This is a genomic window from Candidatus Saganbacteria bacterium (assembly GCA_026387835.1).
GTDB lineage: Bacteria > Margulisbacteria > WOR-1 > JAKLHX01 > JAKLHX01 > JAPLKZ01.
The window spans coordinates 1-21,891 of record JAPLKZ010000003.1; the positions used below are offsets into that span (position 1 = coordinate 1).

General features: G+C 46.8%; 21 protein-coding genes and 2 rRNA genes. 18 read left to right on the top strand and 5 right to left on the bottom strand.

Translation table 11 applies throughout. From position 1 onward, the window contains the following. The 4 genes from NTZ10_00080 to NTZ10_00095 all read left to right on the top strand — a co-directional run. A 23S ribosomal RNA gene (locus NTZ10_00080) occupies window positions 1-923 on the top strand; the annotation flags it as partial. Between the two features lie 71 nt (window positions 924-994). Continuing rightward, window positions 995-1,110 (top strand): 5S ribosomal RNA (gene rrf / locus NTZ10_00085). A gap of 270 nt (window positions 1,111-1,380) precedes the next feature. Continuing rightward, window positions 1,381-1,722, top strand: coding sequence for a DUF5674 family protein (locus tag NTZ10_00090; GenBank protein ID MCX5748635.1), 342 nt, complete (start codon window positions 1,381-1,383; stop codon window positions 1,720-1,722). After that, window positions 1,719-2,054 (top strand): hypothetical protein, encoded by a 336-nt coding sequence (locus NTZ10_00095; protein MCX5748636.1) that lies wholly within the window; start codon window positions 1,719-1,721, stop codon window positions 2,052-2,054. Before NTZ10_00090 ends, NTZ10_00095 begins: the two co-directional genes overlap by 4 nt. 21 nt (window positions 2,055-2,075) lie before the next feature. On the opposite strand, the gene NTZ10_00100 is transcribed toward NTZ10_00095, so the two are convergent. Continuing rightward, complete coding sequence (locus NTZ10_00100) at window positions 2,076-2,657, bottom strand: peptidylprolyl isomerase (protein ID MCX5748637.1); 582 nt, start codon at window positions 2,655-2,657, stop codon at window positions 2,076-2,078. Between the two features lie 97 nt (window positions 2,658-2,754). After that, window positions 2,755-3,414, bottom strand: a complete 660-nt coding sequence (locus tag NTZ10_00105; GenBank protein MCX5748638.1) for a hypothetical protein — start codon at window positions 3,412-3,414, stop codon at window positions 2,755-2,757. Between the two features lie 109 nt (window positions 3,415-3,523). On the opposite strand from NTZ10_00105, the gene NTZ10_00110 reads away from it, so the two are divergent. The 3 genes from NTZ10_00110 (at window position 3,524) to glgP (ending at window position 7,791) form a co-directional block, all read left to right on the top strand. Then, window positions 3,524-4,465, top strand: coding sequence for a serine/threonine protein kinase (locus NTZ10_00110; protein MCX5748639.1), 942 nt, complete (start codon window positions 3,524-3,526; stop codon window positions 4,463-4,465). A 183-nt stretch (window positions 4,466-4,648) separates the two neighbouring features. Further along, window positions 4,649-5,689 carry a hypothetical protein gene (locus NTZ10_00115; protein MCX5748640.1) on the top strand — a complete coding sequence of 347 codons (1,041 nt, stop codon included), beginning with the start codon at window positions 4,649-4,651 and terminating at the stop codon, window positions 5,687-5,689. A 104-nt stretch (window positions 5,690-5,793) separates the two neighbouring features. Next, entirely contained in the window at window positions 5,794-7,791 is a 1,998-nt protein-coding gene (glgP, locus tag NTZ10_00120) for an alpha-glucan family phosphorylase (GenBank protein MCX5748641.1), read from the top strand. On the opposite strand, the gene NTZ10_00125 is transcribed toward glgP, so the two are convergent. The 3 genes from NTZ10_00125 to NTZ10_00135 all read right to left on the bottom strand — a co-directional run bounded on the left by NTZ10_00125 (window position 7,788) and on the right by NTZ10_00135 (window position 12,213). Further along, window positions 7,788-8,909: a type III PLP-dependent enzyme gene (locus NTZ10_00125; GenBank protein ID MCX5748642.1), complete on the bottom strand. Its 1,122-nt coding sequence runs from the start codon at window positions 8,907-8,909 to the stop codon at window positions 7,788-7,790. The genes glgP and NTZ10_00125 overlap by 4 nt on opposite strands. Continuing rightward, window positions 8,906-10,339: a saccharopine dehydrogenase NADP-binding domain-containing protein gene (locus NTZ10_00130; protein MCX5748643.1), complete on the bottom strand. Its 1,434-nt coding sequence runs from the start codon at window positions 10,337-10,339 to the stop codon at window positions 8,906-8,908. The genes NTZ10_00125 and NTZ10_00130 overlap by 4 nt, the downstream gene beginning before the upstream one ends. Window positions 10,340-10,404: 65 nt before the next feature. After that, a complete protein-coding gene (locus NTZ10_00135; GenBank protein ID MCX5748644.1) occupies window positions 10,405-12,213 on the bottom strand; it encodes an APC family permease in 1,809 nt (602 codons plus the stop codon). A 223-nt stretch (window positions 12,214-12,436) separates the two neighbouring features. On the opposite strand from NTZ10_00135, the gene NTZ10_00140 reads away from it, so the two are divergent. The 11 genes from NTZ10_00140 (at window position 12,437) to NTZ10_00190 (ending at window position 21,884) form a co-directional block, all read left to right on the top strand. Next, window positions 12,437-12,862 (top strand): arsenate reductase ArsC, encoded by a 426-nt coding sequence (locus NTZ10_00140; protein ID MCX5748645.1) that lies wholly within the window; start codon window positions 12,437-12,439, stop codon window positions 12,860-12,862. Window positions 12,863-12,927: 65 nt separating this feature from the next. Continuing rightward, window positions 12,928-14,085 (top strand): hypothetical protein, encoded by a 1,158-nt coding sequence (locus tag NTZ10_00145; GenBank protein ID MCX5748646.1) that lies wholly within the window; start codon window positions 12,928-12,930, stop codon window positions 14,083-14,085. A 53-nt stretch (window positions 14,086-14,138) separates the two neighbouring features. Next, window positions 14,139-14,312 (top strand): hypothetical protein, encoded by a 174-nt coding sequence (locus tag NTZ10_00150; GenBank protein ID MCX5748647.1) that lies wholly within the window; start codon window positions 14,139-14,141, stop codon window positions 14,310-14,312. Window positions 14,313-14,349: 37 nt separating this feature from the next. Beyond that, entirely contained in the window at window positions 14,350-15,282 is a 933-nt protein-coding gene (gene bioB / locus NTZ10_00155) for a biotin synthase BioB (GenBank protein ID MCX5748648.1), read from the top strand. Window positions 15,283-15,386: 104 nt separating this feature from the next. Next, the gene (gene bioF, locus NTZ10_00160; GenBank protein ID MCX5748649.1) at window positions 15,387-16,526 is read left to right on the top strand and encodes an 8-amino-7-oxononanoate synthase; all 1,140 of its coding nucleotides are present in this window, start codon (window positions 15,387-15,389) and stop codon (window positions 16,524-16,526) included. Then, the gene (locus tag NTZ10_00165; GenBank protein ID MCX5748650.1) at window positions 16,513-17,208 is read left to right on the top strand and encodes an alpha/beta fold hydrolase; all 696 of its coding nucleotides are present in this window, start codon (window positions 16,513-16,515) and stop codon (window positions 17,206-17,208) included. The genes bioF and NTZ10_00165 overlap by 14 nt, the downstream gene beginning before the upstream one ends. A gap of 24 nt (window positions 17,209-17,232) precedes the next feature. Continuing rightward, complete coding sequence (gene bioC, locus NTZ10_00170; protein MCX5748651.1) at window positions 17,233-18,009, top strand: malonyl-ACP O-methyltransferase BioC; 777 nt, start codon at window positions 17,233-17,235, stop codon at window positions 18,007-18,009. Further along, entirely contained in the window at window positions 18,006-18,662 is a 657-nt protein-coding gene (bioD, locus tag NTZ10_00175) for a dethiobiotin synthase (GenBank protein ID MCX5748652.1), read from the top strand. Before bioC ends, bioD begins: the two co-directional genes overlap by 4 nt. A gap of 161 nt (window positions 18,663-18,823) precedes the next feature. Continuing rightward, window positions 18,824-20,002: a GHMP kinase gene (locus NTZ10_00180; GenBank protein ID MCX5748653.1), complete on the top strand. Its 1,179-nt coding sequence runs from the start codon at window positions 18,824-18,826 to the stop codon at window positions 20,000-20,002. Further along, a complete protein-coding gene (locus tag NTZ10_00185; GenBank protein MCX5748654.1) occupies window positions 19,999-21,171 on the top strand; it encodes an NDP-sugar synthase in 1,173 nt (390 codons plus the stop codon). The genes NTZ10_00180 and NTZ10_00185 overlap by 4 nt, the downstream gene beginning before the upstream one ends. Window positions 21,172-21,191: 20 nt before the next feature. Continuing rightward, window positions 21,192-21,884, top strand: a complete 693-nt coding sequence (locus NTZ10_00190; protein ID MCX5748655.1) for an HAD-IA family hydrolase — start codon at window positions 21,192-21,194, stop codon at window positions 21,882-21,884. Window positions 21,885-21,891: the final 7 nt, after the last annotated feature.

Consider the following 21,891-nt stretch of genomic DNA (forward strand, 5'->3'; position numbering starts at 1 on the left):
GTAATGATAGAAGCGCTGTCTCGAAGAGGGACTCGGCGAAATTGGGATATCCGTGAAGACACGGATTACCTGCACCAGGACAGAAAGACCCCGTGGAGCTTTACTGTATCCTAACTTTGAGTTTCGATGTGATCCGTGCAGCATAAGTGGGAGGCTATGAGACCCGGTCGTTAGATCGGGTGGAGCCATTAGTGAGATACCACTCTGGTCGTGTTGGAATTCTAACCTTGGATGTGTAATCCGAGGAACAGAGTTAGGTGGGCAGTTTGACTGGGGCGGTCGCCTCCCAAAAGATAACGGAGGCGTTCAAAGGTTCCCTCAGCTTGGTTGTTATCAAGCGTAGAGTGCAAAAGCATAAGGGAGCTTAACTGCGAGACGTACATGTCGAGCAGATACGAAAGTAGGATTTAGTGATCCGGTGGTTCTGAATGGAAGGGCCATCGCTCAACGGATAAAAGTTACCCCGGGGATAACAGGCTGATCTCCTCCAAGAGTTCACATCGACGAGGAGGTTTGGCACCTCGATGTCGGCTCGTCGCATCCTGGGGCTGGAGAAGGTCCCAAGGGTTGGGCTGTTCGCCCATTAAAGCGGTACGTGAGCTGGGTTCAGACCGTCGTGAGACAGGTCGGTCCATATCCGGTGCAGGCGCAGGAAACTTGAGTGGAGCCGTTCCTAGTACGAGAGGACCGGAACGGACAGACCTCTAGTGTACCAGTTGTCGTGCCAACGGCAAACGCTGGGTAGCTATGTCTGGTCGGGATAAACGCTGAAAGCATCTAAGTGTCAAGCCCACCACAAGATAATGTTTCCCAACCTTTATGGTTGTAAGATCACATGAAGAACACATGTTTGATAGGCTGGGGGTGTAAGTCCCGCAAGGGATTCAGCTGACCAGTACTAATCGATCGAGAGTCTTGTTCCACTGTCACTATTTAGCGCAGGAGATTACCTTATTTAGAAAAGCTTAGACTTGACCGTCTAAGAGAAAAATATCCCGGTGTCCTTACTGGAGGGGCAACACCTGTTCCCATTCCGAACACAGAAGTTAAGACCTCCAAGGCCGATGGTACTTGGTCCCTGAGGCCAGGGAGAGTAGGTAGATGCCGGGTTATTTTTTGCTTTTGTCGCGAATCACTCGAACTTTTAAAGCTGATAGCCTCGCGAATTGAAACAAAACATTTCGATGGATAGGCTTGTCCGCCGAAGCCCGAAGGGCGAAGGAGGATAGATGCTTGCCCTGAGCGTAGTCGAAGGGCCGGGTTATTTTTTGGTGTTGTCGCGAATGGCACGAATTTCTTAAGGCTGATTGCCTCACGAATATTTCAGATTTCTTGAATTAAAGACAGCGCAGATATTTCACGAAGTGGTATAATTTTAGTATGAAAATAGTACGGGACAAGATATCGGTCAGCGAGCTGGATGGCATGGCAAAGATGATGTTCGGCAATATGGTAAAAGCCGTGGTCGACGTAAAAAAAGATATAGCGGCGGTTGACGCCGAGTTACACGCGGATATGGAAGCTTATCTGATCGAGAACGGGTCCGATCAGTGCGATCTGTGGGGGATCAACCTGTATCCCGGTCAAAAAAAAGAGGATTTCATAGAATACGATTCGATGATCAATATCAGGCCGAACCGCGGCAACAGGAGCAGAGGCGTCGAAGATAAGGAAATAAGGGCAAAGATCACGGAGATAATCAATAAACTGGTGAAAAAATGACGATCCGTCACAAAGACCTTGCTTCCGGACGATGGCATAGTTTAAGGCTCTGCGAGCAGATGGGTAATATCGGCAGCGAGGTCGAAAGGACCATTAATCGGAAGAACAAAGGAGATGCCAAGAACAGAGACATGGCTTTTGAAAGAGCCATTGAACTTTTTGACCTCACAATAACAGACCCGAAGAACCTTAAAAGGTTAAGGGAGCTTACAAGGACGAGGGAAGCCTTTGTGGATTTTATCTGGTTCGACAACCAGTACGGTTCGACTGACGAGCTGTGGAAAAAATATTTTCTTGCGTTTGGATTCTATTCAAGACTTAATGTGAACTGATACTTTTAGAGCCATCCTCGACTACTTAATAGTCACTTTCTTTAATACCACCGGCTTCACGGGTCTATCCGAAACGGCAGAGACGACAGATATTTTATCGGCGATGTCCTGTCCTTTTATGACCTTTCCGAATATCGTGTGGAGTCCCGTAAGCCACGGGGTAGGGGCGACTGTTATGAAGAACTGGGAACCATTCGTATTCGGTCCCGAGTTTGCCATAGCGAGCATTCCTGCTTTGTCAAAATTGAGCGTGGGATCTATTTCATCCTCAAACCTGTAGCCGGGGCCGCCTATACCGAGGCCGAGAGGGTCTCCGCCCTGTATCATGAAATCCGGTATGACCCTGTGGAATATTGTTCCGTCATAAAGCGGCCTCTCCGTGCTTTCTTTTGTCTTAGGATCGATCCACTTGATCTCCCCCTTAGCAAGCCCCGCAAAGTTCTTTACCGTCAGAGGGGCCTGTTCCGGATACAGTTCACAGGTTATATTCCCCATGCTCGTTTCAAATACTGCATACATCTTGTGGTTTCCTTTCTGTGCGGCAAGGATATTGGCCGATAAAACAAATATAAATATGATGGCGATCAGTATTTTTTTATTCATAATATCATTATAGAAAAGATATCATAGTAAGTCAAAGTTTCCTTTTACTTTTCTTGTTTCGACAAAGGAAGTTATTTAAGAAGATGCCTTTTGGATATTATTCGCCGAATTGCACCCAGCCGAACAGGTGCGCGTCAACCATGCCGACGTGAAACCTTGACATGCACCAGTATTCAAGTGCGGAAAGAGGACGCATGTTTTTTAAAGTCGTTACAAAATCTTCTTCTCCGTATGTTTGTCTGATCAAATTAAGAGCTTCGATCCTGGTAGAAACGCTCATTTCGGTCGAGGGCTTGTTAAGCCATTCGGCTGCTTTTTGGTGATCGAGTTTTGAACTTGCGCTGGACCGTTCAAAACGACGTAAGATATCAAAAATACAATGCGGGCTGATTTGTTTAGGCTCAGCACTAAGCACCCCATATTTATTTAATCCGAGATCATTGAAGTCACTTGACTCCAGGATCGGTATCGGTCGGTCTCCGTCCCTGCAATTGTGAAGTATCTCTAGCGCGACAATGCCGGGCATATGCGGGCTCTTAAATAATTCAAGCGCCCTTTCACGGGAAATAGGAGCCAATCTGAGCTGGCCAAATACAATGCGTCTTGGCAGCATGCATGCAAGTGCGACGGCGGTATCGACGTGCATCTTTCTGTCGTGTATCTGGGGGACATCGCCTCTTCCCGAGTTATATCTTCTCCAGGCTTCCGGAAGGCCCGGCGATGTTCTTAGAAACTGTCCGAAAGTGACATTTGCCATTTTATTTATTCCTTATATATTGCTGTTTTCGTTCTACAATAAATTATCGATGAAAAAAACAAGGAATTTCACATAAAATCCGTTACCAGAATAATGCTAGTATTATGTCATGAGCAACGCATGGGAAAAATTGACGCACGACAGCGTGATAAATGCTGTTCAGAATGTGACAGGATCAGAACTTAGCGGACTTCTTCTTAAGAGGAACAGTTATATCAACAGGGTATTCGAGCTCGAGGAAAAACTTTCCAAGAAACGGCTCATTGTGAAATTTTACAGGCCTAAACGCTGGACAGAGAAACAGATACTTGAAGAGCATGCTTTCATAAAAAATCTTTACGGTCTGGATAACCATGTCATTCCTCCTGTAATGATCAGGGGCAAGACGCTTTTTGAGCATGAAGGGATCTGCTTCGCGGTATTCCCAAAGATGGGAGGAAGGGCGCTGGACGAATTCGATAAAGAGGGCTGGATCAATATCGGGCAGCTGATAGGCAAAATGCATCTTGCCGGCTCAAGGACAAAAGATTCAAAAAGGATAATATGGAGGCCGGATACAGCGACAAAGCATCATCTTGAGGTCCTCGACCTGACAAATGTTGTGCCGGAAGATTTTAAAAAGGCTTTTGACCTTTGCGTGGATCAATTCATCAAAAAAGCTGCCGGAATGTTCGAGAATACTTCAATGATAAAGCTTCACGGCGATATCCATATGGGCAATTTCATCCACAGGCCCGGAGAGGGGACATTTATCGTAGATTTCGATGATATGTGCGTCGGACCTCCCGTGCAGGACATGTGGATGCTGCTCCCTGACAAAGTCGAGAACTGCCGGAACGAAATAGACTGGTTTCTTAAAGGTTATGGGACTTTTTATGAGTTTGATAGTAATACACTGCGGCTAATACCTTATTTACAGGCGATGAGGATGATACACTTCGCGTCATGGTGTGCTGTCCAGAAAGAAGACCCCGGGTTTGAAACTCATTTTCCGGAATGGGGCTCTAAAAAGTACTGGGGGCAGCTGATACGGGATGTGAATGAAGTCTGAAGATTAAAGAATAATACACAATAAACAAGCACCAATACACAAACAATACAAAATATCCGATCACGAATGAACAAAAGCGGCCTTAATGGCCTTTTTTTATTATTTTAAAATATAGTGAAATTTCCGGAAATAAGCATCGAGATATTATTGTGCGAAAAATAAATATGTAAAGGAGAAAATAAAATGACCGTATCAGTAATAGAAGGAAAAATAACAAGAGGCGGGCTCAGAAATGTGTCAGATGTTATCATGGGCGCTGCCGCGAGGAGAGCGATCATCCCGGCCCCTTGGCGGACACCGGAAATGCAGAAAACAATAGCAGCGGTCGGAGCGATGGGCAAAGAAGCTTTGACCAGCCCGGAGGGAAAGGGTTGGAACCCGGATTATCGGGTCGAATCAGTGCCTGATGTTGTAGCGCATGATAAGAGGATGGGTGATGCTCTTGCAGCAGTCATTCATCAAGAAGCGGGAAAAGGCAGCTTTCTGGATATCATTCTGCCTGTTGGACCTATGGGGCAATACGAATACACGGTCGCGAGGCTTAATGAGTGGAAAACACCGCTCGACAGAACAGAAACCTGGAATATGGATGAATGGGCCCGCAAAAACGGGACGCCAATAGTTGTCGGAGAATCATTCCAGTATGCGATGGGCAGAGCCTTCTTCAGCCGTCTAAATAACAAATTTGCCGCAAACCATTTTGCAACTAGAGACATGCTGCCAAGATATGCAGAGCTTATGGCCGCAAGAAAAACACAAGCAAAGTCGGAGGGCAAAGAATATAAAAAGGTTGTGGTGCACGGTATCGGTCAGATAACGCACCTTGCGTTTATTGAAGAGCATTTGGCAAGGGTCGTAAGAAATAATGCGGAAGATTGGAAGAGGGTCCAATATGTTCTTGGGATGCCGCTAAGCGTTATGACAATTATGCAGAATATCCTGACAAGCGCTGATTCCGATATCTTCGGTATCCCCGCGTATGCCAATACTATCGGGCCATGGCAAATCCTAAGCTCCGACTATATCATCGGCGGATGTGATGGCGCACTCTGTCAGCCGGGCCGTCCGGGAATGGTCGCGACTTGGCAAAAATTGGCCGTACATATGACGTTCGGATTAGCAGAACGGAACATCCATGTGCCGTCAACTTTCGGGACACAAATTCCGGGCGTATGTTTTGTGCTTGAAGATTTATTAAAACCGGTCAGCATGATCTCACACTGACATAGCTTACAGTAATTTTAAAGGACCCGTGGTCAAGCGATCACGGGTTTCTTTTTGAAAATATTTGCTTTTTCACCCCGGTTTATTATAGAATAAAAAATATAGTGGACAACAATATCCTGGAACTGATCGGTATTGATAAGAACGACGAAAGGCATGTAAAGGACATCACGGCTTCGGAGTTCTTCGGGTATCCCCTGCAGACGGTAATAGATGCCGAGAACAGGCTAGTTTCAAAGGAAACTCCTTCCGTAGCATATTTCTCCATGGAATTCGGGCTCGGCCCCAGCATCTACCACACTTTCAAAACAAAGAACAAGATCGCCGAATCCAACATGTCGAGAAAACATGAGATCTTCTCGAACATGATGCAGATGGATTATTATCATACTTTGCAAGTGGACAAGATACTTGACCTGCCTTTATACAGCGGAGGCCTCGGGGTCCTGGCGGGCGACGCATTAAAATCGGCGGCTGATCTAGGTATTTCTCTGACAGGTATCGGGATACTCTGGCATAAAGGATACTTCAAGCAGAAGTTCTGGTTCAAAGGCGGCGGCCAGTTCCCCGAAGAGACAACATGGGACCCTTACTCGTATCCAGGGCTAATACCGCTTGAAAAGACCGTCGAGATAGAGCTAAGCGGCGCGAAATTGAAATTGAAATTATGGAAATATTACATATATTCTTATGACCTGAAGAACGTAGTCCCGCTGATACTGCTGGACGCTAACTGTGTGGAAAATCCCGAATACCTGAGAGAACTTACCGACCAGCTCTACAGGAGCAATAACAACTGGATAAAGATCGCGCAGAGGATGATACTCGGTATCGGAGGGATGAAAGCACTCGAAACCCTGGGCTACTCTGTAAAAAAATACCATCTGAACGAGGGGCATGCCGCTCTCGCCTTTCTTGAAAAGGCGCAAAAAGGCGGTCTGGATGCGGTAAAAGATAATTTTGCCTACACCTGCCACACTCCGGTGGAAGCGGGACATGACCGCTTCAATTTTCAGGAGATAGAAGCGGCTCTGGGTGAGGAGAAGGCCGCGATATTGAGGGAACACGGCAGGGACCTGAAAAATCCTTCGCAGGCTAACCTGACGATACTTGCAATGAATGCGAAAAACGTGAACGGAGTCTCGCAAAAGCACGGCGAAGTCACAAGGCTGCAGTTCCCGCAGTATGCCGGCAAGATCAGGAGCATAACCAACGGAGTGCACACTTTCACCTGGATGTCCGACAGCATCAGGGACATGCTGAAAAAATACAAGGACAGGATAGGGGACTTTGAAGCCGATCCGGTGCTTCTGAAGAACGTCGCGTCGTTAAAGAACGATGTAGTTTTCAGGAAAGAACTTCTTGCAGCTCACAGGCAGAATAAAGAAACACTTTCAAAATATCTGAAGTCATGGTTCTTCGATCCGAACACCTTCACTATCGCATGGGCAAGGCGGTTCGCGGGATATAAGCGGCCGACATTGCTTTTTCATGACGTCAGCAGGCTTATCTCGATCGCCAGAGATACAGGGCCTGTCCAGGTCCTGATCGCCGGGAAAGCGCATCCCGCGGACACTCCCGCGTCGCTCCATATGGATGAATTGATGGAAAAGATAAACCGCCTCGGCGGCCAGAGAAAGATCCTCCGTGTATGCTTCCTTGAAAATTACGATACATATTTTGCAAAGATGCTCACCAGTTCAGTAGATGTCTGGCTTAACAACCCGCTTCCGCCGTTCGAGGCGTCCGGGACTTCCGGTATGAAGGCGATCGTGAACGGGGTCATACAACTGAGCACTCTGGATGGCTGGATAGTTGAGGCCGCCGATAAGAACATTGGAAAAATATTCGGTTATGTCCCGAAGGAGGGCGAGATAGGTTCGGAGTCGGACCTGAAGATGAAAGAGGATTCAGCCGCGCTTTATGACTCACTCGACGGGATGGTAAAGCTTTATTACGACACTTTGACGGAAAAGATCAGGCTTGAAGATTCCGGATGGGTCGACATGATGATCAACTGCATAGAACAATCAGCTTATTTTTCCACACAGAGAATGATAAGGGAATATAACGAGATGATATGGGACGGACGCAGTCTTTAAACCAATAATATTTTGGCGGGAGGAAATCCGTTAAAACCGGGGACAGCGCTTGCGGAAGAATAAGCGCCAATATTTTTGACATAAACCATATTACCCACATCAAGCTCGGGCAGTTCCACACTCTGAGAAATAGTATCAAAAGAATCGCAGGTCGGTCCGGCAAGAGTGCTCAGAAATTTCTGGCCGCGCTTCAGGGCGTTGAACTGGTACTTGCAGTGGTCAAATACTATCCCGGAAAAATCCGCGTAGACCCCGTCATCGAGATAATAATAGTTCTTATTGTTCCTGAAAGTCCTGCCCACCACGCTTGTGACAAGAGTGCCCGCAGGGCCTGCGAAAAACCTTCCCGGTTCGGCTATGGCCCTGACGTTCTTGTCAAAAAGCCTTTTCATCTCGCGTTTTATCTTTGACGCGAGAGATTTAAAGTCGATATGGCCGTCGCTGTCAAAGTGTTTTATCGGAAAGCCGCCGCCGATATCAAGCACGGAAAGGCTGAGACCGTTCCTGCTTGCTTCTTTAAAGATCGCGGCGCTCATCTCAAGCGCCTGGATGTAATTGTGCGCGTCCAGGCACTGGGAGCCGACATGGAAAGCGACACCCATCGGTTTCAGCCCGAGGTTCTTTGCTTTTTTAAGAAAATGCACGGCCTGCTCGGGATCAGCCCCGAACTTGAGCGAAAGCTCAACGATGCTCCCGACGTTGGCGACTTTTATGCGGACCAGGACTTTCGCGCCGGGGCAGTACTTGGCTATTTTGTAGATCTCGGGTTCGTTGTCGAAGGTCATGAATTTGACGCTGTTTTTTCCGGAAAACTCCAAATCTTTTTGGGATTTGATCGTATTGGCAAATATCACTTTTTCGGGCTTCGCACCGAGGCCCAGCACAAGCTTCATCTCATTGCCGGACGCGACGTCGAACCCGCTGCCAAGACTGATGAAGAACTTTATTATTTCTGGGTCCGGGTTTGCTTTGATGGCGTAGAACGGTTCAACTCCCGGAAGGTGTTTTTTAAACAGGTCGTACTGGTTCTTTAATATGCTCTTGCTGACGAGCATTAACGGGGTAGGGTGCTTTTTGGTGAACCTGCGTATGACCGATTCTATTTGCTTTTTTTTCATTGTATCAAGAAATTCCCAAACTGCCACGGGTCGCTTTGATCGAACTTTACATCATTATAATTCTGGTACAGGGCTACCCTTGTTTTTAACGGTGTCCAGTCTACAGGGGTCGAAACGAAAGGCCCGAGGTATTCTTTTGCCACTGACAGGATATCTTTGTAAGGCAGATCGTCAGGCACCCGGACGCCTTCTTTGGGGTTCTTTATCATCCAGACAGCCGCGGCGATGACTGAGCATGCTACCTGAAGGGTCGTCGCGTTCTGGTTAGGCACAAGTTCCCTTGATTCATGGATGTCCAAAAGCGATCCGACCCACCACGACTTGAAATCATGTCCCATTATAAGGACGCCGAGCTCATCGCGGCCGCTGATTATCTCATCGGTAAGTACCCTCTGGTTTTCCTGAAGATCGAACTGCCTCATCTCAAGCTCGTGCAGAGAATTGATGGCGACGTCGGCAGGGCAGTAGGCATAATGGACCGTTGGCCGGTAAACAGGCTTTCCTTTCTCCCGGACGGTCAGATGGTCGGATATTGTAAAAGCTTCGCCGTGGCGCACTACCATCCCTGTTATTTCACCGCACGGTACCCAGCTCCTGACCCAGGTCTTTATTCCCATCTGTGAAAGGCAGATCTGGTTTCCGGGCCCGCCATTATGGGAANNNTTTTTTTCGTGCGTACCCCATCCCATTTCAGCCGGAGCGATGCCTTCTTCCCTGAAACCTTCAACGCTCCAGGTGTTGACGAATTCATTCACTTCTTTGGGCCTGTCCGTTATCTGCGTATCCCTTTCGCTGATATGGACCACTTTTATCGCGAGGAGCATCGCGAGTTTTGGAAAGTCCCCGTCTTTCAGATATTTCTTTATTAACGGCATTCTTTTATCTTTCGGTTTTTTCTTTATCAAAGCTTTTGCGATGTCTTCTATCCCTGCTTTTGTAAAATGCGATACGAGTCCCGGATTGGCGCCGTGTTCGATGACAGCTGTCGCTCCTTTTGTCTTCCATCCTTTTACCATCTCCCTGATAGCCATGTGCCTCACATAGAGCGTCCTGTCTGTCGGGAGCTTGTCTTTTGCGCCCTCATACGGGTCCCAGAGCTCGACAGACGTGTTTATGTACATCACTCCATGGTCATGGCACCACTGAAGTATCTCGCAGCAGTCAATGTTCCAGGCGAGGTCTATTATCATGTCTCCCGGGCCGACATACTGGGCAAGTTTTGTTTTTAAGTTCTTGCGTGTGATTTTATCGACTTTAAACTTTACTCCGGATTTGACGGATTCTTTTATCCACTTGTTGTTGTCGACAAAATCTATGACTGTAACTTTTTCAGCGGGGACATCTATATGTTTTAAGATAAGAGGGACTGTGCACCTTCCGACGAACCCGCAGCCGATCATAAGTATCCTGCCTTTGAACCTGGGCTTCATCTTATACCTCCACAAAAAATATCAATGAGATTTAATGATAGCATAAAAATATTTTTACAAAAAGACTACACTTCGATAGGAAGGATAAACAGAGGAATACCCTCGGCGTAAAGATGTTTCTGTATGGTGAACAATGTATAGTTGTGCATGAATTTTGTGAAGAAAGTTTCGTTTGGGTAAATGACCTGCCCTCCGAAGAAGGTCGCGTTCGGATATTTTTTGATTATCTTCGGGGCGATCTTCTCAAGTTCAGCTACAGTATCGATGCCGGACAAAGCAAACCCTTCCGTATGGTAACCGTGCCGACGGACAAGTTCGATGTACCTGTCGAGTTCCATCTTGACTTTCCGTTCAACTTTTTCAACCTGGTCATGTCCCCTGAAAGCAGACGCGTCGATCAGGCCCATCTGGACGAACACAACGTTCTTAAAAGTACTCCCGAACGAGCGGAATATGCTGAGTACTGTCTTGATCCCTATTCCCGTAAAATCCTTTACAAGTATGATTGCTGTTTTATTGCGAGGGTCAAATTCCCTTGAACTTTCAGGCACTACGGGGATGCCGGGAACCGGGTTCAATGCCTCGACCTCATCGACCATCCTATCAAGGCTTTTGACCTGATTGTCTGTCTGTTCGTAGTTTTTCTTTATCAGGAACATCAGGATCGCGACCGAACCTGTTATTACAAGGGTGATCCAGCCTCCGTCATGGAACTTGACGATTATGACGGTCGTCAATATAAAAGCCGTTATTGAAAGTCCGATCCCGTTCACCAGAAGTTTTTTAAACCAGCCTCGGAGCCTTTTTCGCGCAACCCACCAGTACCTTACCATCCCGAGCTGTGAAAGGCAGAACGTTATAAAAACGTTGATGCTGTAAAGGACTATCAGATATACCACGGAACCGTTAGTCGCGGCCATAAGGATGAAAGATGCGACACCCATTATAAGTATGCCGTTCATCGTGACGAGCCGGTCCGACAAAAGGGCAAACCTTTTAGGGGCCCAGCGGTCGATGGCCATATTGGAAAGTACCCTCGGGCCGTCGATGAACCCGGTCTGCGCGGCCACAAAAAGTATCGCTCCCTCCGAAATAAGGGTCAACAGGATGAAAATATATCCCGGCAAACCCCAGCTCCCGGCGATCCTGTCAAAAAGAACCGCATTGAGCGTCTTCCCGAATGCCGGCTGGATATTAAAAAGGGTATAACCGAGCATAAGACCTAATACGACTGTCGCGAGAGATATCATCATATATTTCATCGTGTTCTTGGCGGTCTTGACCTTCGGTTCCCTGAGGATAGGCAGCCCGTTGCTGACAGCCTCTATTCCCGTATATGTTCCGGCTCCCATACTGAAAGCACGCAATAAGAGCACTAACAAACCGAACATGCCGATCTCATGCCTCGTGGCAGCAATATCATTAGCAGTCGATGCGGCAATGCTCGTGAAATTTGGCAGATGTGTAGTGATCGTGACAATTATGACGATCAGATGTGTTATTACAAAAAGTAAAAAGATCGGCATAAGGGTCAGGACAGATTCTTTTACGCCCCTGAGATTAAGTACTATAAGCACTAACAAAATAGCCAGTGCAAAATAGATCTTGTATTGATAATAGGACGGGGGGAGAAGACTGAACATGGCATCAGCCCCGCTTGCTATAGAAAGAGTGATCGTGAGCATATAATCTATCAGAAGCGCGCAGCCCGATATCATCCCCGTGACCGGCGACAGAAGCTTGCTTGCGACGATATATCCGCCGCCTCCCTGGGGAAAAAGTTCTATTATCTGGGAATAACTTTCACTTATGATAAATATTGTCGCGGCGGTCATAAGCGCCACGATCAGGCCCAGGTAATGATGTTTTCCCAATGTGATGAATGCCTCAGGGGGACCGTAGCAGGAAGATGAAAGACCGTCAGACCCTAATCCCACCCAGGCAAAAAAAGCTATCTGAATATATTCTTTAAAAGTGTAAAAAAACCAATTTTTTCTTTAGGCATTGCATCAAAAAGACATCTTATCATGAATTCCGTCAATATTCTATTGATTTTAACGGTTTACAATGGCCTGAAAAAGTGATATTGTTTATGCCATGAAAAAGGTCCTGTTCATCTGCACGGGTAATTCCTGCCGGAGCCAGATGGCCGAAGGTCTGCTCAGGGATATGGCAGGCGACAGATTTGAAGTCTTCAGTGCGGGCGTCAGTCCCTCGAGCGTCCACCCGCTGGCAATAGAAGCTATGAAAGAAGCGGGGATAGACATAACGGGCCACGAGTCTAAAGATGTGTCAAAAGTCCTGGGACGGAAATTCGATTATGTTATAACAGTATGCGATCATGCCAAGCAGATGTGCCCTTTCGTTCCCGGGGGCCACAAGAAGATCCACTGGAGCACAGAAGACCCCGTCGGCCTGGGGATAGCAGAGTTCCTCAAGGTCAGGGATAAGCTTAAAAAGAACATCGAAAAATTTCTCGCTCAGGAAGCCAAAGAATCTTCCGAAAAACTCCAGAAAAACTGAAATTCACGCAAATATTATCCGATAAAGGATTGTAATCCTATTTTTATTATCAGAGGGGATATATCGTGCCAACGAACATTTACAGGTTAGTGCCAGGTGGTTATCTGAAACCATCCGTATTGATGGAAAAGCGGAATCTGATAGGCGGTCTCATATTCAATGAACTTTCAAGATTACCATCAGCGCGAAGGATAGATATCGTGCCGTTCATTCGTGAAGACGGCATTTTGCCGGTATCAAAAAAACAGATGGTGATACTTTTAAAGCCCGAACTGTGCACGGACAAAGCGCTGACAAAGGCTTTTATCAACAAAACTTTGATGGCGATCGCAGGGAACGGTTACAAGGTTCAGGCTATATCTGCTGTCTCCGGTCCTTTTATGAAAGACGCGGGAATTATCGAAAGACATTACGGAGTGATAAACAGGATATTCAGGTTGGGTGCCGAAGCCCTGCCGGAAACAGCGAGAAAAAGATTTACCGACATATTCGGATCAAGCCCGGAAGATAAAAATGTCTTTTCAGGGAAGCAGGCAATAGAAACACTGGACCTTTCGGCAGAAGTCCTTATGGAAAAATGGATGACTGGCGATAAACCGGAAAAATTAGCGCCTGGAATGTACGCAAAAAAGATCACTATCGACGGCCCTTCCCCTGAAGGATCAAGGACAGTCTGCATCCTTAACGGATTTCATGCAGTCCAGTTAAGTCATTTTACATCCCAAAACAGCAGGGTCATAGCGATGCTGATCGCCAGCGATTCGCCTTATTTTCCGGACTGGTGGGGCAGGATCCAGTCAATAGCCGCAAGATCCAGTTATTCAAGCTCCTGGGCGGTTATGAGGAATGATGTATTCGGTGCTACCGATCCCACAAAGGCGAAAAAAGGCAGCCTGAGGGAACGGCTTTTAAGGACAGGGAAAATTCTGGGTGTAGATCAGGTGGATTTCTTCATGAACGGCTGGCATCTTTCGGCGGGGCCGGTGGAATCGATAAATGAAGCAGCTAACTGGTTCGGACTTGCTCCGGCCAAGACGGTGATGGGTGAATTGCTTGTTTCAAGCGGGCTGGGTTCATTGGTCCCGGCTCTGGCAGGTAATTGTCTTATTCAGCAAAACGGCGGAGAAAAACCTGTTTTTGATGTCACTGAAGGCATGGAACCGGATAAGGCTATTGATCTCATAAAAGAAGCGAACAGGACCGCGGCAATAAAAAATATTTGATAAAAGACATTCAATCTGCTAAAATCTTATTATCAAACCGAAAGGAGCCACACATGCCTACAGAAAGATCCGAGTACCAGGGAAAGCCGATCCTCATCCTTAGAAGGAGCGACGAGGATAAATATCCTTTTTCCTTCGGGGTGTCAAAAGCAAAACTGCTGCTCGAGAACATCGACGAGATCAAAAAATTTGTTGCGGAGAACGACAAGCCGAAAGCCGCTAAATAACAGATCCCCGATAAACCCGTAAAACAAAAGGCCTGAAATGGAAATATCTTCCGTCAGTTCGCTGATCGATATGCCGCTCACGCAGATCATTTCCCTCGCGGATAAAGTCAGGTCTGACAATATGGGGAATTGTCTCGACGTCTGCACGATAACCAACGCGAAAAGCGGCCTGTGCGGCGAGGATTGCAAGTTCTGCGCCCAGTCTTCCCATCATAATGCCGAGATCGAGGTCTACGGCCTAAAATCCAAAGAAAAAATGTTCAGTGAAGCTGTTGAGGCAAAAAAGAACGGCGCAAAAAGATTCGGGATAGTTACAAGCGGCAACAATCTGACAGAAGAAGAACTCGGTGTAATCGAGCGCGCAATTAGAGACATATCGGTAAACGTCGGGATCATAGCCTGTGCCTCACTCGGAGCCTTAACAGAAAGTCAGCTTTTGAGATTAAAAAGAGCCGGTCTTTCAAGATACCATCACAATATTGAGACGTCCCGCAATTTCTATCCCAAAATAGTCTCGACCCATTCTTTCGATGAAAGGATCGATACTATTAAGGCCGCAAAAAAAGTTGGCTTGCAGGTCTGTTCCGGCGGCATAATCGGCCTCGGAGAAGGATGGCAGGACAGGATAGACATGGCTTTGCTTTTAAAAGAACTCAACGTGGATTCGGTTCCGATAAATATTCTTGTCCCTATTAAGGGAACGCCGATGGAGGGAAAGACTTACATTACGCCGGTAGATGCTGTCAGGACTATCGCGATGTTCAGGATCATATTGAAAGACAAGACGATCAAGGTCGCCGCAGGCAGGGAGACTATCCTTAAAGACTACCAGGCGATGGCTTTCATGGCCGGAGCGAACGGCATGCTTATAGGCGGGTATCTGACGGTGAGGGGAAGGGGCGTTGAGGAAGATCAAAAGTTCATAAAAGAAATAATAAAGATGTGGGAGAATGATAAAACTAATGTCTAATGACTAATTCCTAATGACTAATTAATGAAGAATATTATATAAATAATTATTCCTTCATTAGTCATTAGACATTAGTAATTAGTCATTTCTATAAGAGGTAGACGATGAATTTTATCGATGATCTTTTAAAACAACGCAAAGAAGACAATAATTTCAGGACCCTTGATCCTGTTTCGTCCAGGAACGGATGCATCATCACCGTCAACGGCAAAGAATATATCGATTTTTCATCTAACGATTACCTCGGCCTGTCGGGCCATCCGGAGATGATAAAGGCCGTAAAGGAAGCAGCTGAAAAATGGGGGACAGGTTCGGCGTCCTCGCGCCTCTTGAGCGGAGATAATATCCTTTTTCATGAACTGGAAGAAAAAACAGCGGTCTTCAAATCAAAAGAAGCATCACTGGTCTTTAACAGCGGATATCAGGCGAATACCGGCATCATCAGCGCCCTTTATTCAAAGGAAGACGTGATATTTGCCGATAAGCTTGTCCACGCCAGCATAATAGACGGGATACTGCTGTCCGGAGCAAAAATGTTCAGGTTCTCTCATAACGATACCGGGCATCTGAAAGAGCTCTTAATAAAGAACAGGAAAAGATTTAAGAACGCTTTGATCGTGACCGAGTCGGTCTTCAGCATGGACGGCGACACAGCGCCGTTAAAAGAACTTGCCGCGATAAAGAATGAAAATGACTGCATGCTTATGGCGGACGAGGCCCATGCGACAGGGATATTCGGCGATAAAGGTTCGGGGATGGTCGAAAGAGAAGGGGTTTCCGAAAGTGTCGAACTGGTTATGGGGACATTCAGCAAGGCGCTTGGCAGCTTCGGTGCTTATCTGGCATGTTCGAAAAAAATAAAAGAATACCTGGTGAATACATGCAGAAGTTTCATATATTCAACGGCGCTGCCGCCCGCGGTAATAGCGGCAAACTTAAAAAGCCTTGAATTGGTGAAGAAAGAACCGGAGAGAAGAAAAAAGCTTCTCGAACTGTCAGTTTATTTCAAAAAACAAATTGAGGAAAACGGGTTCGAGGTCAGGAGCACATCCCAGATCATCCCGGTCGTCATCGGTGAAAATGAAGAGGCTGTAAAAGTTTCAAAAAAGCTGAAAGAAAAAGGTTTCCGCGCGATGCCTGTCAGGTACCCGACGGTCCCAAAAGGGCAGGCGAGGATCAGGTTCTCGCTCTCATCACTGCATACCAAAGAAATGATCGATGAGGCCTTAAATGCGCTCAAATGATGACGTTTTCACTTGCATAGACAGGGGGAAGCAAAGGACGATCGCGCTTTTCCCGGGGTGGGCGACCGACAAGGAAATATTCGCAGGTCTGGATATCGACTATAATTTTATCTTTCCCAATCTTTCAGACCCCGGCACTTTGATAAAAACCTTTCCTTTGTTCTTAGAAAAGAACGGCATAGAAAAGATCTCGCTGCTCGGCTGGTCATTGGGAGGGGTGATAGCCGCGGATATTGCGGGAAAGATCCCCGAAAAGATCAAAGAGCTTATCCTGGTCGGCGTCAGGCAGGCTTACACAAAAGAATGGATCGGCAGGGTGAAAGAATATATCAAAAAAAGCAAAAAAGCATACCTGTATAAATTTTTCCTCGAATGTTTTTCGGCCGGCGATAAAGACGCTCTTGAAAAGTTCAAGGAAGGCCTGATGAAGAAGTATTTTGTAAAGTTCACTGCCGATGAATTATGCAAAGGCCTTGATTATTTATATCAGAAGCCTATTGTGCCGGACAGCATAACACAGATAAAAAAAAGGTTCATATTCGGGAAGGAAGATAAAATAGTGCCGGTGGAAGAGATCATAAAACTGAAACAGCTGTTCCCTGAAAGCAGGTTCGTATTCATCGAAAAAGCGGGGCACATGCCGTTCTTAAACAAAAAAACGGGATTTGCCCTTGACGCATAAAATATAGCTTGAGATAATGTTCATATGTCCTTCGGCTCAAAAACAAAAGATATAATCAGGAAACGGTTCTCCAAATACGCGAAGACTTACGACAAGTACGCGAAGCTTCAGAAATCCCTCGCGGAAAAGCTTTTAAAATATCTCCCCGAAACGCCGGCAAAAGATATCCTGGATATCGGTTGCGGTACAGGAGCTCTCACAAAATTACTGCGCGAAAAATTCAAGAGCTCTCATATCACGGCGCTGGACATATCGCCGGAGATGGTGAAAATAGCGAAGCAAAAGATGGACGACAGCGTGGAGTTCATGGTCGCCGATGGCGAAGAGATGCCGGATGACAAACAGTATGACCTGATCGCTTCAAACGCGACGATGCAGTGGTTCTCCAACCTTGACAGGACGATGGCAAAATACAAGAAGATCCTTAAGAAAGAAGGCGCGATAGCATTCACGCTGTTCGGACCTCTGACTTACCATGAACTGTCGTGGGTGATGGAAGATGTGACGAATAAGAAGATGGTGGTAAATTCAAAGAAATTCCTCGGCAGGCCGGAGATCGAAGCTATCCTGAAAAAGCATTTCAAGCATTGCGGTATCAGGGAAGAGATCGTGAAGGAGCATCACAAGACCTTAAGGGCGCTCCTGACGAAGATAAAATATTCCGGGACGCAGGGCACTTCGATGGCGGGCAACGGGCTTCTCGGAAAAGACGTCCTGAAAAAGGCCGAAGAGCTTTACAAGCGGAAATACAAGAACATACAGGCGACAAACCAGCTATTCTTCTGCTGGGCATCTCAATGAAGCATGTCTTTGTCTGCGGCACCGATACGGGCGTGGGCAAGACGGTGGTTACCGGCCTCCTCGCAAGATCTCTATTAGAACAGGGATATTCTGTCATCACCCAGAAATGGGTCCAGACCGGGTCAAAGAAGCCTCTCGACATTGAAGAACATCTCAGGATAATGGGTATCAAGAAGAAAGACGTTAAGAAGGTCATCGGTCTGATGTGCCCGTATATTTTTAAGTTCCCCGCATCGCCGCATCTTGCGGCAAGGGCAGAAGGGAAGAAGGCAGACGATAGACAGATAAAACAGAGTTTTAAGAAGCTGGCAAAGATGTTCGATCGTGTGATAGTGGAAGGCATCGGCGGCGCTCTAGTGCCGTTGAACGAAAAAGCACTTATGATCGATCTTGTAAAGAAACTGGAAATGCCGGTTGTCCTGGTCGTTCCCAACAGGCTCGGTTCGATAAACCAGGCATTGCTTACGATCGAAGCTTTAAAACAGAGGAAGATAAAAATACTAGCGGTCGTATTTAACGATCATTTCGGAAAGGGCCAGAATAAGAAAGTCCTTAACGAGAATGTCCGGATGGTTCAGAAAATATCCGGGGTGAAATGTGTAAGACTAAAAACCAACAAAAGGCCAATGCGCGATATAGCTGCGATAATATAAGGTTAAAGTCCCTGATTCACCGGCTCGCTTTCTGATCCCGGCTCCATATCCACCTATATATCTCAACTTAGATGAAATTTCTTGTTTTTTTACTCGACAATATATTATAGAGAACTATTGGACTTGAACCCGGGATCGCATGAAAAATGAGGTTATGTATCATGAGCATTAAAAGAACCGGTATTTTGGTAAGTCATTCCGGTTATGCGGTACATAACCGCCTTGCGGATGCCGAAAAACGCGGCAAGCTTCCTTCTGTCACCGGTTTTCACAGGATCGACGGGCCCGGGTCAGGGCTCAACATGCCTCTGGTGCAAAGGACATACTTTTCTTTTAGAGAAGTCCCTGGCCGCCTTGACAGGGACCCTTCCTGGAAATGGTCAAAAGGGTTGCCGCGCACGGTCGATTTTACGATCAACACAGGAACAAAAATAACAGCTTACCCTTTTAAACCCGGGAAATTAGCGATCGAAAGCATGGATTATCCAGACCTGCGGCATGTTGAAGGTAAAACCGGGCAAATACCGCCGGTAAAAAGGAACTGGCTGCTTAAGATCATGGAGACATTCGGACTAAATGGCGTGATGATGACCATAGAAAATACCGATGAAAGGACGATGTCTGGAGGACTTGGCGGTTCGGCGACAGTAAGCACTTCAGTAGCAATATTAGCAGCTCATTTAGCGGGGATAGCGCTGTCAAAAGCACAAACAGTTTCATTGGCTTCTGTCTATGAAAATGATCTGGGGGTGAGCCTGACAGGCACACAGGAACAATGGAACGTGGTCCGGGGAGGCATAGCTGATCATGTGTGGTTTCCTTTTGGAAGGCCGGGTCTGGGTACGGGATACGGGGATGCGGTTGTCAGGACACTTTTACAGCCCGCGCAATACGGTGACGTGCGGCCTCATATGGCCTTGATCCATTCCGGCAGGATGCATGCTAGCAAGGCTGTTAACCGTGAGTGGCTGAGGAAGATAAAAACTGCGGCCGGATACAGAGATTACGCGGGATTACTTCCTTTGGCTTATGATTTTGCGGAAGCCGTGCGTACCCGGGACTGGGGAAAAGCTTCAGAACTTATAGAAAAATACAGAGCGATCCGTACGACACTGTGCAGAGAATATATGTCAGGCTCAGAGTGGCTTTATGAGATCGCTTCAAGGAACAAGACTGTAATATTCCCGCTTGGCGCGGGTGGCGGGGGCGTATGTCTGAATTTTGGCGAGACACCGGGCGCAGTTGAAAGTACGGTAGCTGAAGTCAGGGCTATTGATCCCGGACGTATCATAGACTTTGATCTCAGAGAAAAAGGTCACATATTGGAGAACGTATCATGATAGGTTTTATTTTGGCTGAAGGCATGGGATCAAGGCTCTATCCGCTGACTTTAAGGAAAGCGAATCAGATCAGCATCGAAAGAGGTATTCCGCCACGCTGTTTTAATATAAATGTCAGGCCAAAGCCCCTGGCCCCGATAACGAACCGTCCGATGATATATTCGTCACTTTTGATGATGAGATCGTTGGGAGTCGACAAAACATTCGTAACAACGGGGGTATGGAACGATATCTATATGAAACATTTCGAGCAGCTTGGTGTTGATGCATATCTTGTCAAGAACAGGCGGCTGGGATATTTCGAGAAGATAGTCAAGATCGTCATGGAAGAGGTCCGGAAAGGTTATAAAGGGACCGTGGTCGTTCTAAGCGGCGATATTGTCTCGAATATCGATCCCCGTCCCGCGTTAGCTGTACATGAAAGACAAAAAGCCACGGCAACCATTGTATCAACACCCATAACAGATGATGTAAGGACCTGTTCTCCTATAGTTATAGAAGATCCGCTTCAAAAGAGCGGCCTGATCGCTGATTACCGCCATAAGCTGTCCCGGCAAGATGCGTTGAAACTGAGCCGCTACAGGAATTCATCCGTTTATCTATTTGACACTTCCTTTTTTGAGATGGTAGCCGGAATGGCCGATGAAGACGATTTAGATTTCAGCGAAGATATCTTTCCATGGCTGGTAAAAAACAGGAGTGCCAAATTTATGGGATATGCTTCGGACGCTCTGTGGGCAGATGTCGGCGAGCTTGACTATTATTTAAATATTCAACGGGCGGCACTGGATCAGAGACTGCATTTTCCGTATACAGAGGAGTTTTATCCTCAGAGCAGAATATATGCTGCTGGCAGATATAGAGTCTTAGGCCCGAGCATTATCTCCGAGGGTTGTGATATCGGAAGAGGCAGCGTTATCGGGCCGTATGCTGTGATAGGAGAAGGATGGGGGATCGGTTCCAATTCAAAAATCATCCGGTCCGTATTTTGGCCTGTTGATATCGGCCCGTCAGGATACCCGGGATGTTTTACGGTTGAGTCTGGAGTGACGGTCGCAGACTGCGCTGTCGGCAGCGGCCGCATCGACAGAGATGCGCGTGAAGAGGTCATCGTGAGTAACGGATCAGAAACTTTTCGCAGACAGCTGAATATTTCGGGTGGTCATTGATCTAAAGAAAGGTAATTTATATGTCAGTTTCTTTGAACAGGGCCAGGACAGTCGCGATATTCGATATGAACGGGACAATGATAAATGACGGCCGGTTTCATAGAAATGCATGGATGTCATATTGTCAGAAAAAAGGTCATGCTACTATCACGCCTGACATATACAGCCGTCATATTGCCGGCCGCAATAACCGTGACATTTTGACATTTTTTCTTGGCCGCCAACCGGATCCTGATGAATTGCATCTATTAGGCAGGGAAAAGGAAGCCATCTACAGGGATTCTTATAGACCATTCCTTGCGGAGGTTCCGGGATTGACGGTGTTCCTTGACCAGCTAAAAAAGGCAGGGATACCCAGAGTCCTAGCGACTTCTGCCGGCAAAGAGAATATTGACTTTGTGCTGGACGGATTGAATTTGCGCCGTTTCTTTTCACAAATAATCGGAGGAGACGGCATCAAAAACGGAAAGCCGGCGCCGGACATATTTCTTAAGGCAGCCGAGGTCGCAGGCAAAGCTCCTCAGGATTGCGTGGTATTTGAGGATGCCTTCTCGGGGTTCAAAGCTGCGTTATCCGCGGGGTCAAAATGTGTGGGGCTTATTACAAATCTCACAGAAGAGCAGATAATCGCAGCCGGGGTAGATCTGGCAATAAAGGATTTTACTCAGATATCAGTGAGCATATTGGACAGCCTATTTGTGAAAAAAGGATGAACAGGAA